This is a genomic window from Natronococcus occultus SP4, from assembly GCF_000328685.1.
In the GTDB taxonomy this organism is placed as follows: Archaea; Halobacteriota; Halobacteria; order Halobacteriales; family Natrialbaceae; genus Natronococcus; species Natronococcus occultus.
Map to the genome: position 1 here is coordinate 1,990,704 of NC_019974.1, position 14,477 is coordinate 2,005,180.

The 14,477-nt window shown below is 67.0% G+C and carries 18 protein-coding genes; 9 read left to right on the forward strand and 9 right to left on the reverse strand.

Annotated features, from left to right (window positions below):
* Window positions 1-38: 38 nt before the first annotated feature.
* The gene (locus NATOC_RS09895; protein ID WP_015321298.1) at window positions 39-626 is read right to left on the reverse strand and encodes a DUF6149 family protein; all 588 of its coding nucleotides are present in this window, start codon (window positions 624-626) and stop codon (window positions 39-41) included.
* A gap of 233 nt (window positions 627-859) precedes the next feature.
* Here NATOC_RS09895 and NATOC_RS09900 point away from each other — a divergent pair, with 233 nt between their 5' ends.
* The 7 genes from NATOC_RS09900 (at window position 860) to NATOC_RS09930 (ending at window position 6,476) form a co-directional block, all read left to right on the forward strand.
* Entirely contained in the window at window positions 860-2,098 is a 1,239-nt protein-coding gene (locus NATOC_RS09900; RefSeq protein WP_015321299.1) for an NAD(P)/FAD-dependent oxidoreductase, read from the forward strand.
* 136 nt (window positions 2,099-2,234) lie between these two features.
* Complete coding sequence (locus NATOC_RS09905; protein ID WP_049888724.1) at window positions 2,235-2,456, forward strand: hypothetical protein; 222 nt, start codon at window positions 2,235-2,237, stop codon at window positions 2,454-2,456.
* A gap of 60 nt (window positions 2,457-2,516) precedes the next feature.
* Window positions 2,517-2,927, forward strand: coding sequence for a DUF7124 domain-containing protein (locus tag NATOC_RS09910; RefSeq protein WP_015321301.1), 411 nt, complete (start codon window positions 2,517-2,519; stop codon window positions 2,925-2,927).
* A gap of 115 nt (window positions 2,928-3,042) precedes the next feature.
* Window positions 3,043-3,960, forward strand: a complete 918-nt coding sequence (locus NATOC_RS09915) for an ABC transporter ATP-binding protein (RefSeq protein WP_015321302.1) — start codon at window positions 3,043-3,045, stop codon at window positions 3,958-3,960.
* Window positions 3,957-4,829: an ABC transporter permease subunit gene (locus tag NATOC_RS09920; protein WP_015321303.1), complete on the forward strand. Its 873-nt coding sequence runs from the start codon at window positions 3,957-3,959 to the stop codon at window positions 4,827-4,829. The genes NATOC_RS09915 and NATOC_RS09920 overlap by 4 nt, the downstream gene beginning before the upstream one ends.
* A 39-nt stretch (window positions 4,830-4,868) precedes the next feature.
* Window positions 4,869-5,405 (forward strand): DUF5815 family protein, encoded by a 537-nt coding sequence (locus NATOC_RS09925; protein WP_015321304.1) that lies wholly within the window; start codon window positions 4,869-4,871, stop codon window positions 5,403-5,405.
* Window positions 5,406-5,492: 87 nt separating this feature from the next.
* On the forward strand, window positions 5,493-6,476 hold the full coding sequence (locus NATOC_RS09930; RefSeq protein WP_015321305.1) for a bile acid:sodium symporter family protein: 984 nt from the start codon (window positions 5,493-5,495) through the stop codon (window positions 6,474-6,476).
* Between the two features lie 3 nt (window positions 6,477-6,479).
* On the opposite strand, the gene NATOC_RS09935 is transcribed toward NATOC_RS09930, so the two are convergent.
* From NATOC_RS09935 to NATOC_RS21835, 3 genes are all read right to left on the reverse strand, one after another.
* Window positions 6,480-7,904 carry a DUF402 domain-containing protein gene (locus NATOC_RS09935; protein ID WP_015321306.1) on the reverse strand — a complete coding sequence of 475 codons (1,425 nt, stop codon included), beginning with the start codon at window positions 7,902-7,904 and terminating at the stop codon, window positions 6,480-6,482.
* Window positions 7,905-7,974: 70 nt separating this feature from the next.
* Window positions 7,975-8,352, reverse strand: a complete 378-nt coding sequence (locus NATOC_RS09940) for a DUF7532 family protein (protein WP_015321307.1) — start codon at window positions 8,350-8,352, stop codon at window positions 7,975-7,977.
* A 41-nt stretch (window positions 8,353-8,393) separates the two neighbouring features.
* Window positions 8,394-8,549 (reverse strand): hypothetical protein, encoded by a 156-nt coding sequence (locus NATOC_RS21835; protein ID WP_015321308.1) that lies wholly within the window; start codon window positions 8,547-8,549, stop codon window positions 8,394-8,396.
* A gap of 135 nt (window positions 8,550-8,684) precedes the next feature.
* Here NATOC_RS21835 and NATOC_RS09945 point away from each other — a divergent pair, with 135 nt between their 5' ends.
* Complete coding sequence (locus NATOC_RS09945) at window positions 8,685-9,692, forward strand: PrsW family intramembrane metalloprotease (RefSeq protein WP_015321309.1); 1,008 nt, start codon at window positions 8,685-8,687, stop codon at window positions 9,690-9,692.
* Window positions 9,693-9,696: 4 nt separating this feature from the next.
* Here the strand turns inward: NATOC_RS09945 and NATOC_RS09950 are convergent, their stop codons facing one another.
* Window positions 9,697-10,299, reverse strand: coding sequence for a riboflavin synthase (locus NATOC_RS09950; protein ID WP_015321310.1), 603 nt, complete (start codon window positions 10,297-10,299; stop codon window positions 9,697-9,699).
* Window positions 10,300-10,412: 113 nt separating this feature from the next.
* Between NATOC_RS09950 and NATOC_RS09955 the strand changes: the two genes are divergently transcribed.
* Window positions 10,413-10,661 (forward strand): DUF7533 family protein, encoded by a 249-nt coding sequence (locus NATOC_RS09955; RefSeq protein ID WP_015321311.1) that lies wholly within the window; start codon window positions 10,413-10,415, stop codon window positions 10,659-10,661.
* Between the two features lie 62 nt (window positions 10,662-10,723).
* Here the strand turns inward: NATOC_RS09955 and NATOC_RS09960 are convergent, their stop codons facing one another.
* The 4 genes from NATOC_RS09960 to NATOC_RS09975 form a co-directional block, all read right to left on the reverse strand.
* Window positions 10,724-11,173 carry a response regulator gene (locus NATOC_RS09960; protein WP_015321312.1) on the reverse strand — a complete coding sequence of 150 codons (450 nt, stop codon included), beginning with the start codon at window positions 11,171-11,173 and terminating at the stop codon, window positions 10,724-10,726.
* Between the two features lie 92 nt (window positions 11,174-11,265).
* Window positions 11,266-12,306, reverse strand: coding sequence for a M24 family metallopeptidase (locus NATOC_RS09965; RefSeq protein ID WP_015321313.1), 1,041 nt, complete (start codon window positions 12,304-12,306; stop codon window positions 11,266-11,268).
* Window positions 12,303-14,168 (reverse strand): UvrD-helicase domain-containing protein, encoded by a 1,866-nt coding sequence (locus NATOC_RS09970; protein ID WP_015321314.1) that lies wholly within the window; start codon window positions 14,166-14,168, stop codon window positions 12,303-12,305. Before NATOC_RS09970 ends, NATOC_RS09965 begins: the two co-directional genes overlap by 4 nt.
* 89 nt (window positions 14,169-14,257) lie before the next feature.
* On the reverse strand, window positions 14,258-14,443 hold the full coding sequence (locus tag NATOC_RS09975; protein ID WP_049888913.1) for an HVO_0416 family zinc finger protein: 186 nt from the start codon (window positions 14,441-14,443) through the stop codon (window positions 14,258-14,260).
* Between the last annotated feature and the right edge of the window lie 34 nt (window positions 14,444-14,477).

A 14,477-nucleotide genomic window follows, 5' to 3' on the forward strand; every position in this document is an offset into this window, starting at 1 on the left:
ACTATTTATCGGCTTGGATCCCGAGCGCGAGTCGGTGCCTAGGTGTCGTCTTCGTCGACGCCGACGGCTCGAGAGACGTCGACGTCCGCCGGTTCCTCCCGGCCGCCGACGACCAGTTCGCCGTCCTCGGTCTCGACGTAGACGTCGTCGGCGAACCCGCCCTCGGCGTAGGGGTGTTCGGGCTCCTCGAGACGCTCGGGGGTCGAGGGCGCCTCGGGAACGCCGTCGGCGGGCGCGAACTGGCCGAGCGGGTCGTCGATCGTGATGTCCCAGCGCTCGAAAAAGTCGCGGTAGCGGTCGTAGTGGTCGTCGAGCTCGTCGACGGGGAACTCCATCATCTCGGTCCAGCCGTGGTTGTAGAAATCGAAGTTCGCCTGGATGTGGGTGATCTCCCGGGCCTCGGCCTCCGAGTACCCCTCCTGGAGCGCGCGCAGGTACGTGTCCATCGTCGCGTCGAAGAAGCCGTCGAGGCGGTCAGTGCGTGTCTCGGCGTGGGCGGGATCGGCCTTCTCCGTGAAGATCTTCGTGTGCAGTCGGACGAGACTCGACTTGGCGACCGAGCGAACGACCGGCGTCTCGAGGGCCTTCCGTGAGGCGAAGTGACGCGCGTTCTGACGAAGCTTCATGGACCCCGCTAGCGGCCCGCCAGTAAAGAGCCGTTCGGAGGGGGCGAAGGCGACTGGGATCGAGTGGCGGGTCGCTCGAACCGTCGGCTCCCCCCTCGACGCGAGCGGGGCCGCGGTTGCCGTCTTGGCTCCAGCGGCCGGGTTCGGTGTACGACCGTGGAGACAGTCTGGCCGGACGAAGAAAATAGACGAGATAGCAATATCCATTAACCCGCATTACGAACGGTCAGGATATGACCGAGTACGTCATCATCGGTGACGGGATCTCGGGCAGTTCGGCTGCCGAGACGCTCCGGGAAGAGGACCCGGAGTCTTCGATTACCGTCATCACCGATGAGGGGGAGGCGCTGTACAACCGGATTCTGATCAAAGAGCACGCGAAGGGGAAGCTTCCGGAAGCGCCGATCTCGATCCACGACGAGGAGTGGTACGAGGAGCGCGATATCGAACTCTCGCTGAACACTCACGTCACCGGCGTCGACACCGACGAGAAGGTCGTCTACACCCACGAGGACGACGAGATTCCCTACGACAAGCTCCTGATCGCGACCGGGGGTACCCCGACCCAGCTCCCGGTCGAGGGCAGCGACGCCGAGGGAATTCATCACTTCTGGACGTTCCAGGACGCCCGCAAGATCCGCGAAAGCGCCGAGAACGCCGAGAAGGGCGTTATCGTCGGCGCCGGACTGCTCGGCATCGACTTCGCCGCGGTCTGTGGTGCCCAGGGCGTCGAGGGCAAGTACCTGATGCGGGGCGACCGCTGGTGGCGCTACGCGCTCTCGGGAGAGGGTGCGGAGATCATGCACGAGGGGATGCGCGAGGTCGGCGTCGACCCCGTCTTCGACAGCGGCGTCGACCGCTTCGAGACCGACGAGGACGGTCGCGTCACTGCGGCCGTCGATCCGAACGGCGACCGCTACGAGTGTGACTTCGCCGGCGTCGCCATCGGGCTGACGTTTAACACCGAGTACCTCGGCGACATCGGGCTTGAACAGGACAACGGGATCGTCGTCGACCAGTATATGCAGACGAACCTCGAGGACGTCTACGCGGCCGGGGACATCACCCGCTTTTACGACGTTCTGCTGGGCGAGCAGGCCCAGAACGGCTCCTGGGGCTCCGCGAAGGAGCAGGGCCGGATCGCCGGCGTCAACATGGCCGCCGACGGCGAGGCCGAGGAGTTCGAGTGGGTGTCCTCGTACTCGATCACGCACTTCGATTTCCCCTTCCTTTCGTTCGGTCACCCGACGCTGGGCGACGACTACGCCGAACGCAAGTACAGCGACACCGAGTGGCGCCGCATCGCGTTCAAGGACGGCAAGGTCGTCGGCGGCGTCCTCATCGGCGATCTCTCCCCGCAGAGCAAGCTCAAACAGCTGATGCGCGAACAGCGCGTCGTCGCCGACCAGAGGGAGGTCTTGCTCGAGGAGACCGTCGACCTCGACGACCTCGCGCCGCCACAGGAACAGTAGCGTCGTCGGGCTACCTTCTCCGAACCGACCAGCGGTTCACACCACGAACGGCGGACTCTCGATCGTTGCTCGCCGTCCGTTCCAATCCGTTCAGTGATAACAGTTAAGTGATATCGTGGGTATGGTAGTCACACACATGGCAACTACTACCAGTACAGGGCAGTCTCTCACGCTCAGGCGCGTCGACTCCGTCGCGCCGGACGCGACGGTTCGACACATCGATCAGTTCGACGAACGGACCCTCGAGCAGTTCTACGCTGCGCTCGAGGGGGGTCGTCAGCTGTCCGCTACTGGTACCGACCTCGACCCCGGCACCGTCGTTGTCGCGACGAGCTACTACCGCGTCGAGGCCGCGTAGTCTTCCGAGAACGTTGGAAGTATCGAAGCCGTTTTCCCCACTGCGCCGCTTCGATAGCGTATGAACGGCGGTAGCGACATGACCCTGGCGTTCGAGCTCGAGGCGCTGAAAGAGCTTGCCTCACCCGAAAGCGTCTTCGAGGACGCCAGAGGGTGGAGCGAGTACATCGGCGTAGTCTCGGAGCAGCCGACCTACGTCGTGACGAACTACACGCGCAAAAACCGCATCCGGCAGGACTTCTTCTCGGGTCCTCGCGGCAAAGAGGAGAGTCTCGAGGCCGTCAAAGACCAGTTCGACACCGACCGGTACGTCTTCATCGGCGCCGCCGAGGCCGACGAGAACCTCGCCGAGCGGGTCGACTGGGAGTACCTCCCCGTCGAGGACGCCGCCGAGGCCGCCGACTGGATCGTCGCGACCGACGCCGAGGAGGCCGAAGAGGACGCCGAGCCGGTCCGGGACGACTGGCCCTGAATCGGCTCCCGTTCCCGTCGCGCACCGAAACGGTACTATTTATCCTGCCGCTGCGTACGATCGCCCATGTACCCCGTCTCGCTCGGCAGTGTGATGGTGTTGCGGGAGGGCGAACGTGGCGGCGATTGAACTCGAGGGCCTGACGAAGCGGTTCGGCGACATCGTCGCCGTCGACGGACTCGACCTGACGGTCGAGGAGGGCGAAATCTTCGGCTTCCTGGGTCCGAACGGGGCGGGCAAGTCGACGACGATCGACGTCCTGCTGGATTTCATCCGTCCGACCGACGGAACGGCGACCGTGCTGGGCCACGACGCCCAGGCGGACGGCCGGACCGTCCGCAGCCGAACGGGCGTCCTTCCCGACGGCTACCACGTCTACGACCGACTGACTGGTCGCCAGCACGTCGCGTTCGCGCTCGAAATGAAAGACGTCGACGACGATCCCGACGCGCTGCTCGAGCGAGTCCGGATCGCCGACGCTGCCGACCGGAAGGCGGGCGGCTACTCGAAAGGGATGCGCCAGCGGCTCGTACTGGCGATGGCCCTGGTGGGCGATCCCGACCTGCTGGTTCTCGACGAACCCTCGACGGGGCTGGATCCCAACGGCGCCCGCGAGATGCGCGAGATCATCCGCGAGGAGAACGACCGCGGGACGACCGTCTTCTTCTCGAGTCACGTCATGGAACAGGTCGAGGCCGTCTGCGACCGCGTCGCGATCATCGACCGCGGCCAACTCGTCGCCGTCGACACGATCGACGGCCTCCGGGACTCGACCGAGACCGGCGAGACGCTGTACGTCTACGTTTCCGAACTGAACGAGGACGTCCTCGAGCGCATCCGAGGACTCGAGGGGGTTGCCAGCGCGTCGATCGACGACGGTCGGCTTCGCGTCGCGGCCGACGGCGTCTCGAAGTTCGCCACCCTGCACGCGATCGATCGCGTCGCGTCGGTACAGGACTTCTCGGTCGTCGAGTCCTCGCTCGAGGACCTGTTCGTCCGCTACACCAACGAGGACCAGGAGGTCGAGGCGTGACCTGGCTTACCGTCGCGAAGAAGGACTTCCGCGACGCCGTCCAGTCGCGGGCGCTGTGGGCGCTCGTCGTCGTCTTCGTCGCGCTCTCGCTCGTCTCCACGTACGCCTACGTGGAGGTCCCCGAGCTGTTCGGCTCGCCGGCGGGAGCGACGTTCGGCGGGCTGCTCTTCTTTACGGTCGGGCTCATCAGCCTGTTCGTCCCGATCGCCGCGATCGTCGTCTGCTACAAGTCCCTCGCGGGCGAGCGCGAGCTCGGCAGTATCAAGCTCCTGCTCTCCTTGCCGACCACCCGCGGGCAGGTCTTCGCCGGGAAGGTCCTCGGACGAGCCGGCGTCCTCGCGTTCGGGCTCGGCGTCGGCCTTGTGGTCGGGCTCGGCTTCGGCGCCGCGCTGCTCGGCGAGATCGAGGCCGGCGCAGTGGTGGTGTTCGTGCTGGCTACGCTGGCGTTCGCAGCGGTGTACGCGACGATCGTCGTCGGCATCTCGGCAACGACGGGGTCGACCTCGCGCGCGACGACGCTGGCGCTTGGCTTCTTCGTCGTCTTCGAGCTCCTGTGGGACGTCGTTCCGATGGCGGTGTTGTACGTCGTCGAGGGGTTCTCGTTCCCGGCGACGATTCCGGACTGGGTGTTTACCGTCACGCAGCTCTCGCCCTCCTCGGCGTACTTCTCGACGATCGCGGCGCTACTGCCCGACCTCGCCGACGCCGTCGGCGCAGAACCCGCCCAAACGGGCGCCAGCGTCGAGGTGAGCGCCGCCGACGCGGAGCCGTTCTACGCCAGTCCCGAGATCGGAATCGTCGTCCTCGGGCTGTGGCTGGTCGTTCCCCTCGCGATCGGCTACTACCGGTTCGGCGGATCGGACCTCTGAGGCGCCGACCTTTTACTGTCGCCGCGCCAATCGGGAGCAATGGCAGAGCCCCGCGTCCCGGGTCCCGACCCCGACGACCGCCTCGAGCTTCCCTGTGGGAACTCGCTCGACCCCCACGAGATCGACCTCGGCATGCGCGAGTACACCTGTTCCTGCGACGAGACCCACGCCGTCGTCACGGACGTCCACCCGCCCTCACGCTTTTTCCCCGAGTCGTTCGTGGTCGTCCTCCAGGAGCTGATCGAGACCGACGACGAGTTCGAGGAGTTCGGCACGCCGCACCTGCTCGGGGTCGTCATGGAGGAGTTCCCGGAGGACGTCGCCACCCACGACGCGAGCGACGACGGCGCGGTCGGCTACTCGATGCTGTGGGTCACTGACTTCGACGCCCGACGGCTACACGAGATCGTCGTCGAGCTCGTCGTCGAGCTGATGGAACACGCGATCAGCCACGCCGAGGACGACACCGCCGTCTCGGAGTTCGAACGACAGATGCTCGAGTTCGACGTCGGCGAATTCGTCGAACAGTACCGCCGCCAGCGGGAGTTCGAGAGCGAGCACGACCGGGCGCTGTGAGGACGGCCCGGAGAGGTAGTTTGTTGTGTGGGAGGCGTCCACAGCCGGTATGGGTACAGCGATCCTGCGGGGGATGAGCTGCCGGTGATGTCGATCGCGCTTCTCGAGCGGATCGGTCGGTTCACCAGCACGTACCTCGTCGTCTGGGTGCTGCTCGGCTCGGCCCTCGCGCTGTACGCGCCGTCGGCGTTCGTCCCGATCGGGGACTACATCTCGCCGCTGCTGGGGGTCGTCATGCTCGGGATGGGGCTGACCCTGACCCTCGAGGACTTCCGGCGGATCGCCGAGCGGCCGCGGGACGTGTTCGTCGGCGCGGCCGCCCAGTGGACAGTGATGCCCCTGCTTGCCTACGCGCTCGTCGCCGGGCTCGGCGTTCCCTGGGAGCTCGGGATCGGGCTGGTGCTAGTCGGTGCCGCGCCCGGCGGAACCGCCTCGAACGTGATGACCTACCTCGGCCGCGGCGACGTCGCGCTCTCGGTGACGATCACGTCGGTGACGAGCGTCGCGGCGCCGATCGTGATGCCCGCCTGGATCGTCGTCCTCGCCGGGGAGTCGATCACCGTCACGTTCGCCGCGATGGCCAGCGAGATCGTCCTGATCGTCCTGCTGCCCATCGTCGCCGGGCTGGGACTGCGGTATCTGCTCGAGCGGACGGCGCCGTCGGTCGCCCGGGTCGGCCTTTCGGTGTTTCCAGCGATCAGCGCGCTCACGATCGTCGTGATCGTCGCAGCGATCGTCGCGCTCAACGTCGGCGAGATCCGCGCCGCGAGCGCGATCGTCGTCCTCGCGGTCGTCGTCCACAACGGACTCGGGCTGGTCGGCGGCTACGGCGTCGGCTCCCTGGCCGGGATGCCTGCAGAGCGGTCCCGCGCCTGCGCGTTCGAGGTCGGCCTCCAGAACAGCGGGCTCGCGGCCGCGCTCGCGGTCGCGTTCTTCGACCCTCTCGCCGCGCTGATCCCGGCGCTGTTCAGCGTCTGGCACAACGTCTCCGGCTCCGTCCTCGCGACGCTGTTCACGCGGGTCGACGACACGGACGCCCGTCGGTACGAGCCGACGGTCGCGAACGACTGATCCTCAGTTCGAGAGCGCTCGCTCGACGGCCTCGGCGACGCCGAGGGCCTTCTCACCAAGCGGCGCCGCGACGAGCCCGTCGTCGATCGCGTCCTCGAGCTCCTCCCGGTCGACGATCTCGACTGCGCCGTCGGGAGTGCGGATCACGTCGACGTAGAGGTCGACGTACCGCACGCAGTCCGGAAACAGCTCGAGGGGCGTACAGACGTTGACGTAGGTCCCCTTCGCCGTTCCCTCCTCGCTTCTGTAGGTCGTCGGGTACCACCACCGGCCCTCTCGGAACTTCGTCACTGCGACGTCGCCCGATTCCTTGGGGACGCCGAGGGCGTCGTAGGTGCCGCCCCCGCGCATCGAGCGCTCGAGGGTGATCGTCCCTTCGGGATCCCGGTCGGTGACGTCGCCGTAACCCAGCGAGATCAGGCGCCCGTCGGGTTTGCCGTGCCCGATCTCGAGGCGGTCGCCCTCGAGAGGGCCGAACTGCCGGGAGACCGCGTCGAAGGGAAATTCGCCGTCGAATCCGTCCACACCGCAGACCGCCTCCGCGAAGTCGACGGCGGCGCTCGCGGCCCGGTCGGCGGCCTTGGTCCGGTGGTGTCCCGGCATCGTCGATTCGACGGTGCGACGGTGGTCGTCGAGCGCGAGCCGCGACTCCCGGCCGAACCAGAGCCAGACGGTCCGTTCGGGAACCGCCAGCCGACCCGGTTCGCCCGGCGTTTCCGGGGCGTCGGAAAGCGCCGCCTCGAGCTCGTGAGCCCGACCGACCGCGTCCTCGAGGGCTGTGCCCATCGCCTCGAGGTCCGCGTCGGCGGCCGGACGATGCCAGCGCACTCCCCATCCCTCGGGGACGTCGACCGAGAGGAGGTCGGTCATCCCGACCAGCTCCTCGGCCCGCTCGCCGGATAGGCTCGCAGAGACGCCACTGCGGGCCTGCGAGAGCGTACAGAGCCCGCCCTCGGCCTCGAGCGCCGGGGCGACCCGCGGATGGTCGTCGTCCCAGGGCGGGGTCGGCTCGCGAACCTGCACGCGGTAGCGGTCGCCCGCGTCAACGTAGTCGTCGGCGTCGTCGTACGCGAGGTAGCCCCGGCGGCCGTCGCCCAGATCGAGGACGGCGCCGCCCCCGCCGTCGGCCTCGCGGACCTCGGCGTCGAAGACCGCGCCGCGGGGGACGCTGTCGTCCCAGCGGAACGTATCGATCGCCAGCTCCGCGAGCCGTGGGGCAACGGACGCGACGGCGTCGGGGTCGCCCGACAGCTCGACGCCCTGTCGGTCGCGGGTGGTCTCCAGCGAGACATCCGCCGGCGCGGCCACAAAGGAGTCCTCGAAGCGCTCGCGGATCGGCTCGGAGGCCTGGACGACCTCGACCCCGTCGTCGTTCAGCAGTCGCGTCAGTGCCGTCGCGTAGATACCACGAACGCGCGCGGTCGTCATCGTCGGCCCTCCGTCGGTAGCGAGGAGCCCTCGAAACGCGCAAGCGGTGGAGCGATCGCGAACACGGCGATCACCGCAGCGTCTCGCGATCGGGCGCGAACCGGACCCGGTCGTGGACCGTCGGCCCGAGCGTCAGCTCCACCGAGCCGTCCGAGAGGACGCGGCCGTCCTCGACGTAGACGCCCCAGCTGTCGAACCGCAGCCAGCCACGCATCTCGTCGGCGTGGGTCGTCAGATCCAGCGCATCGACCGTGTGTTCGGGGTAGTCGGCGCTCGAGTGGGCCATCTCCATATCCGAGTACACCGTCTCGTGAGCGTCGAAGAACGATTCGAGAGCGTCGGCGTCCTCCTCGACGGCCGCGACGACGGCCTCGGAGGCGGCCTGCAGCTCGGCGGTCGCGAGGCCGACTTCGCGAAGCGCTCGCTGCGTTCGCTGATCGAAGTGCATGGCAAAGCGTTAGCAGGGCGGCCCTTTGTGCGTTCGGTTCGTCAGTCGTCGGCGGCGAGCCCGGTTTCGGCCGGACTCGCGGCGTCGGCGGCGCTCGCGGACGTCGACGACTCGGTTGCGTCCTCGTTCGACTCGTCGGCCTCGTCCTCGGGAGCCGGCGGGGCGGTGTAGAGGATACCGCGGCTTGCGTTGTACATCGTGACCTGTTCTCACTATCGTGTACACATAAGCTCGATCCTAATACCTAACATGAGAACTCATATCATACTAGGAAGAGGCGACGATCGATCGCGTGCCGAACTATTACCGGGAAGGGTGGAGTACGGTTCCGCATGAAACGACGGCGGGACCCGATCGAACGGGCCGACGACGAGTCGAGGGATTTGCACGATGTCTCGACCTGGGAGCCACGGAACGCGCTCGATCGGTTCTCGGTCGCGGCGTACAACGGGATCGCGTACGGATTCCAGGCGATCGTCATCGGGGTCGCGCTCGCGATCACGGCCTTCCTGCTCGTCCAGCCGGGCGTGCTCGTCATCGACGATCCGTGGCTCGCCTTCTTTTTCGGGCTCTCGGTGGTACCGGCGGCCCTGCTCGCGGCGTTCATCTGGTACTCGGACATCACGACGAACGAACCGCTCGGCTTACTCGTGGCGACGTTCATCCTGGCGATCCTGTTCGCGACGTTCGCGGCCGTCGTCAACTCCGTTACCAGACCCTACTTCCAGCTGTTCGGCGCGATCGGAACGGTCCTCTTTTTCTACCTGATCGTCGGCCCCGTCGAGGAGGCGGTGAAGCTCCTGGCGGTCCGGATCTTCGCGTTCCGGAGCGATACCTTCGACGCCGTCATCGACGGCGCCGTCTACGGGGCGATCGCCGGACTCGGCTTCGCCGCCATCGAGAACACGATCTACATCACGGGTACCGTCGCGGAGGCCCAGGTCGGTACGCTCACCGCCGCGACCGACATCGCGACCCAGCGGGCCCTGGTCGGCCCCGGTCACGTCATCTACTCGGCGATCGCGGGCTACTTCCTCGGACTGGCGAAGTTCAACCGCGAGCACGCCGGCCCGATCGTTCTGAAGGGGCTGCTGATCGCCGCGTTCGTCCACGGCACCTACAACGTGACGGTCAGTATCGTCCCCGACGTCGTCGCCTCGCTGTACCCGATCGGATTCGGACTCGCCTTCCTGGCGTACGTGATCGTCTTCGACCTCGCGGTGGGCTACTACCTCTACAGAAAGATCGCCCGCTACCGCCGGACCTACCGCAACGTTCGGGGCGATTCCGACGAAGTTCCCCCGGCCGAACTGACCGAGTTCGATCCCCCCAGTCGGTGACGACCTACTCGAAGCGCGCCTCGAGCAGCCGTTCCACGTACTTCGCGAGGACGTCGACCTCGAGGTGGACCGGATCCCCGGGTTCTTTCTCCGAGAGGGTCGTCAGTTCGTAGGTCGTCGGGATGATCGCGACTGTCACCCGGCCGTCGGCCGTCAACTCGGCGACGGTGAGGCTGATCCCGTCGAGCGTGATCGACCCCTTCTCGACGACGTAGCGCTCGTACCCTGCCGGCAGCTCGAACTCGAAGTACCAATCCTCATCGACGGCTTCGACGTCCCGAACCGTCGCCACCGCGTCGACGTGGCCCTGGACGACGTGACCGTCGAAGCGACCGTCCGCGGGCATCGCCCGCTCGACGTTGACCGCGTCACCCTCCTCGAGACCCCCCAGATACGTTCGCTCGACGGTCTCGGTCGCGAGGAAGACCTCGAACCACTCCCCGTTCTCGAACCGCTCGACCGTGAGACAGACCCCGCTGACGCTGATGCTCTGGCCGTGCTCGAGTCCGATCGCGACCTCGTCGGCGCCGATTCGGAGCCGGAGCCCGTCCTCGGTCCGGGTCCGGGAGACGATCGTTCCGGTCTCCTCGACGATTCCCGTGAACATATCCGAACGTCCGAGCCGACGGATAAAACCGCTCCGGATCGCGGATGCGTCTCGAATCCGTGACGGCACGGCAGCCGCCGCGTTTTTGAGGGGCCCCTTCGTAGGCGACCTCCATGGCCGGCGTCATCGACACGATCAAGCTGGCGGCCGTCCTCGTCCTCGCGCTCCCGGCCGCACTCGCTGGACTCGAGTTGCTTCTGGTGCGTGGCGAGACGGCCGTCGGTGCGATCCTGATCGGGCTGGCGGTCGCACTCGTCCTCGTCAAACGGTGGCTCACGCTTCCCTCCGACGTTCCCGCCGTCGTCGCGAAACGGATCGCCGGAGCGGTGCGAAGCGACGGCGAGGAGACGACCGAGAAGTAGTCCCACGAGACGGACGCGTCCGAAATCCGCGGTCCGGTCGAGTCGGAATCGATCGACGGCGCCTAGACCGCCGGTGCAGTCGGCAGTTTTGCGGTTCTCAGCCAGAACTCGTCGACGGCTTGCGCGAGCGAAACGAACCCGTCGGAGCTGTCCGGTTTGGTGAGATAGGCGTTCGCGCGGCGGTTGTAGCTCTCGGCGATGTCGGTTTCGTCGTCCGAGCAGGTGAGGACGATGACCGGAATCGCCGTCAGTTCGGGGCTCTTCTGGAGTGATTCGAGGAGTTCGAGACCGTGCATCCCCGGAACGTTGAGATCGAGCAGCAGGATGTCGGGAAGGGTACCCGTTTCCCGACGCTCCGAGAGCACGCGCATCGCCTCGTCACCGTCGGGCACGGTGTCGATGCGCACGTCATCGGCGACCTCGTCGAACGCCTCCCGAACGAGAGTGACGTCGCCGGGATTGTCCTCGACGAGAAGAATATTAGTTGATTCGGACGCCGTCACTGTTCCCATATGAGGGAGACGAACGACACGTCAATAAGAGCGATCACTACACACGTTGGGAGGGGATGAAAGTGCAGCCCCCAAACATATATACCAGGAGTCTAGTCCGCGACGGCCGCTTCCGGATCGAGCGATCGCGGGATCGATCCCAGGCGGTCGACGTCGTCGCCGACCGCAACCAGCTCCGTCAGTCGGATCCGTCCGTCTGCGAGATCGACGCCGACGTCGAGTCTGGCGACCGCGTCCGACTCGACCGTCGCCGAGCCGTGGCGCGGACGTTCGACGGGTTCGAGACCGACGCCCGCGACGCGGGTGTGGATCCCGTCCTCGAATCCGAACGCACGCACTTCCGCCTCGAGATCGGCCTCGACGGCAGTAACCGACTGTGCGTCGGCCGTCAGCATCGCCGCGGCCGAACGGAACGAGCGGGTGATACCGACGTGGGCGCGGCGTTCGCTCCCGCCCTCGCCGTCCCGAACGAAGGTCCGAGCGAGGACGCCGTGGTAGCCCGACGGCTCCCGTGGCGCGGCCTCGAGGACGACCGGCTCGCCCGGACGGACGGGGCCGTCGCCGGGGGTCGAGACCGTCGTGTTGCCGTCGGGGAACCCGCCCGCGGCGACGATCGCCTCGTCGATCGCGATCCGGAGTCGCTCGGCGGTCAGGGCCTCGTCCTCGAGGCCGAGTCGGCCGTCGACGACCTCGGCGGTCGCGAGCGCGGCGGCCCCCCGCCGGAGTCCGGCGCCCGCAGCCGCCTGTGCGTCCTCGATCCGCGCGCGCTCGGCGTCCGTCTTCGTCGCTCTCCCGCGGGCGACGACGTCGGTCGAGGAAAGCGAGAACCCGGCGTCCTCGAGGTAGAGCGCGGCGTCGTGGGGGATGCGAGCCGGCGTCAGCACTGTCCCCGAGAGCCCGTCGGTGGCGAGGACGTCGGCCAGCTCGCTGGCAGGAGCCGCGCCGGGGTCGGTCGCCGAGCGGACCCGCCACTCGCGGCCGTCGAAGGCGACGGCGTGACGGCCGTCGTCGAGTTCCGGCCGACAGTACCGCAGCGTCGGCTGGCGGGCCGAACCGACGGCGACGAACGCGGTCGCGTCCTCGCGTGCGAGGACGTCGGCGATGGCGGGCTCGAGGGGCGAGTCGCCGGTCACGGCGCTTCGGCTTCGAGCTCGTCGGGGTCGTCGACGGGCGCCTGGGCCTGCTCGAGCAGCTCCTCGAGGGACATCTCGGTCAGCTGATTGGTGAGCAGGACGTCGATCGGCAGCGTCGGGGCACCGTCGACGAGGTTCTCGAGGATGTACAGTCGCTCGCGGGCCCGGGACATCCCGACGTAGAAGACCCGGCGTTCGTTGTCGGTCAGCACGGGAACCGGCGAGGTCGTCTTGGTGAACTCCTCGCAGCCGGGGACGTCGGTCGGGTCGTCGACGGTCGCGACCATCTGCTCGACGACCTTCTCAGTGAGGTCGGTACCGATGAAGACGTGGTCGGCCTCGCGCCCCTTCGCGGAGTGGATGGTGCCGACGCGGACCCGGTCGGTGTCCATCCCCTGGTACTCGCCGATGTTGAAGTACGAGCGGATGCTCTTTTTCTGGAAGTTCGTCACCTTCCGGACCATATCACCCGCGGAGGCAGGACCGGGCATGAACGGCGCGTGGTCCTCGATGACCGCGGCGGGAACCGCAAGCTCCTCGAGGTCCTCGACGCCCGCCTCCTCCTGGCGCTCGTCGATCTCGTCGAAGAGGTCGTCGCGGTCGTTCGTGCCGAACGCAGACTCCTGGAGCATATCGGCGAGCCGGCGGGCCTGGAGCCCGGTGACGTCCTCGCCGTCGTCGATCGCCTCGACGGCCCGGACGTACTGGGTGAGCCGATCGGTCCACATCCGCTGGTCGGTCAGCGACCGGAACGGCACCCCCTCGGTGATGAACTCGTCGATGAACTGGAACATCTGGTACCGGGCACGGAACAACAGCATGATCGTCCCGTCGCCCTCGACGAGAGTGCGCCGGACCATCCGGACGACGTCGAGCATCGAGGCGTTCGCGCGGGCCTCGACCGAACCGCCCTCCTTGCGGGGTTTGAGGTCCTTATCCTGGCGCGTCTCGATGTGGCGGATCTCCTGGTTGACGGCGTTGAGGACGTTCGAGGGGAGCCGGTAGGAGTTCGGCAGGATGACGTCCTCGTCGACTTCCTCCTCGAGCAGCAAAGCAGGATCGGCGCCCTGCCAGGAGTAGACGACCTGGTCGTCGTCGCCGGCGATCAGCACCTGGTCCATGTGGGGTTTCCACTCGTCGTAGACGTCGTACTGCAGCGTGGTGATGTCCTGAAACTCGTCGATCACCAGGTAGTCGACGTCCGGTAGCAGCGAGCGCTGCTTGACGCGCTCGAGCATGTCGGCGAAGCCGATCTTTCCCTGCTCGCCCTTGTAGCTGCGCCAGGCGCGGATCGCCTCGGGGACGTCGATCCGGTCGTCGTCGGAGGGCCAGGTTGGCGTGTACTTGTTGCCCTCCTGGGCGCGGTCGTCGATCTCAGGGGGGAGGCGAACCTCCTCGTCGTCCCACTGGAAGGGGACGTCGTACCAGTCAGAAACCTCGCGGCTGGTCCGCTGGAGCCACTGGCTGGTGGCGATGACCTTGTTCCCGATCGTCGTCGATCGGGCGGTTCGACGGCCCGCACCCGAGTACTCGTCCTCGTACTCGATACCGTACTCGTCACAGAACTCCTCCTTGTCGGACTCGCCGATGACGTCGCTTCGAGAGAGGTCCAGTAGCTCATAGGCCTTCGCGTGCATCGTACAGACGTTACCCTGCAGCGCGCGCGGGCTCTCCCCGAGCCGCTCGGCCAGTCGCTCCCGAACCTCCTGTGCGGCCGCTCGCGTGTACGAAACGACGAGAATGTCCCGGAACGTCACCCCATCCTGCTCGAGGATCTCTTCGACGTGATCGAGCAGTGCGGTCGTCTTCCCGCTCCCCGGTCCACCGAACAACCGGGTGACCTTCGTCTCCGTAGTAGCCATTGTAGCTGTTCAGGGTCGCAATACCCATAAGTGACGTGGGTTAGCCCCAAAAACAGCGGTGAGCCGAAATCCGGTAGCTCCGACTCGAGCTACCGGGCCGGCGTCCACCCGCAGACGGTACAGGAGCTGGCCCCCTCCTCGTGGAGGCCGCCGCAGTCGGGACACTGCTTTTTGTTATACTCCTGCTCCCACCCCACTCGCTCTACCGTGTGACCGCGGTCCGTAAGGAATTCATCGAAGACATCGTCACCGGCATCATTGGGTGAGGTTGCCATACACATGGCATGGGCGGACGTGGTATTAAAGGCC

Excerpts from the sequence above, each read along its gene's own strand:
- NATOC_RS09900 (WP_015321299.1), top strand. The coding sequence starts at position 860 with ATGACCGAGTACGTCATCATCGGTGACGGGATCTCGGGCAGTTCGGCT.
- NATOC_RS09910 (WP_015321301.1), top strand. The coding sequence starts at position 2,517 with ATGAACGGCGGTAGCGACATGACCCTGGCGTTCGAGCTCGAGGCGCTG.
- NATOC_RS09905 (WP_049888724.1), top strand. The coding sequence starts at position 2,235 with ATGGCAACTACTACCAGTACAGGGCAGTCTCTCACGCTCAGGCGCGTC.
- NATOC_RS09925 (WP_015321304.1), top strand. The coding sequence starts at position 4,869 with ATGGCAGAGCCCCGCGTCCCGGGTCCCGACCCCGACGACCGCCTCGAG.
- NATOC_RS09975 (WP_049888913.1), bottom strand. The coding sequence starts at position 14,443 with ATGGCAACCTCACCCAATGATGCCGGTGACGATGTCTTCGATGAATTC.
- NATOC_RS09935 (WP_015321306.1), bottom strand. The coding sequence starts at position 7,904 with ATGACGACCGCGCGCGTTCGTGGTATCTACGCGACGGCACTGACGCGA.
- NATOC_RS09940 (WP_015321307.1), bottom strand. The coding sequence starts at position 8,352 with ATGCACTTCGATCAGCGAACGCAGCGAGCGCTTCGCGAAGTCGGCCTC.
- NATOC_RS09970 (WP_015321314.1), bottom strand. The coding sequence starts at position 14,168 with ATGGCTACTACGGAGACGAAGGTCACCCGGTTGTTCGGTGGACCGGGG.
- NATOC_RS09895 (WP_015321298.1), bottom strand. The coding sequence starts at position 626 with ATGAAGCTTCGTCAGAACGCGCGTCACTTCGCCTCACGGAAGGCCCTC.
- NATOC_RS09945 (WP_015321309.1), top strand. The coding sequence starts at position 8,685 with ATGAAACGACGGCGGGACCCGATCGAACGGGCCGACGACGAGTCGAGG.
- NATOC_RS21835 (WP_015321308.1), bottom strand. The coding sequence starts at position 8,549 with ATGTACAACGCAAGCCGCGGTATCCTCTACACCGCCCCGCCGGCTCCC.
- NATOC_RS09950 (WP_015321310.1), bottom strand. The coding sequence starts at position 10,299 with ATGTTCACGGGAATCGTCGAGGAGACCGGAACGATCGTCTCCCGGACC.
- NATOC_RS09930 (WP_015321305.1), top strand. The coding sequence starts at position 5,493 with ATGTCGATCGCGCTTCTCGAGCGGATCGGTCGGTTCACCAGCACGTAC.
- NATOC_RS09955 (WP_015321311.1), top strand. The coding sequence starts at position 10,413 with ATGGCCGGCGTCATCGACACGATCAAGCTGGCGGCCGTCCTCGTCCTC.
- NATOC_RS09960 (WP_015321312.1), bottom strand. The coding sequence starts at position 11,173 with ATGGGAACAGTGACGGCGTCCGAATCAACTAATATTCTTCTCGTCGAG.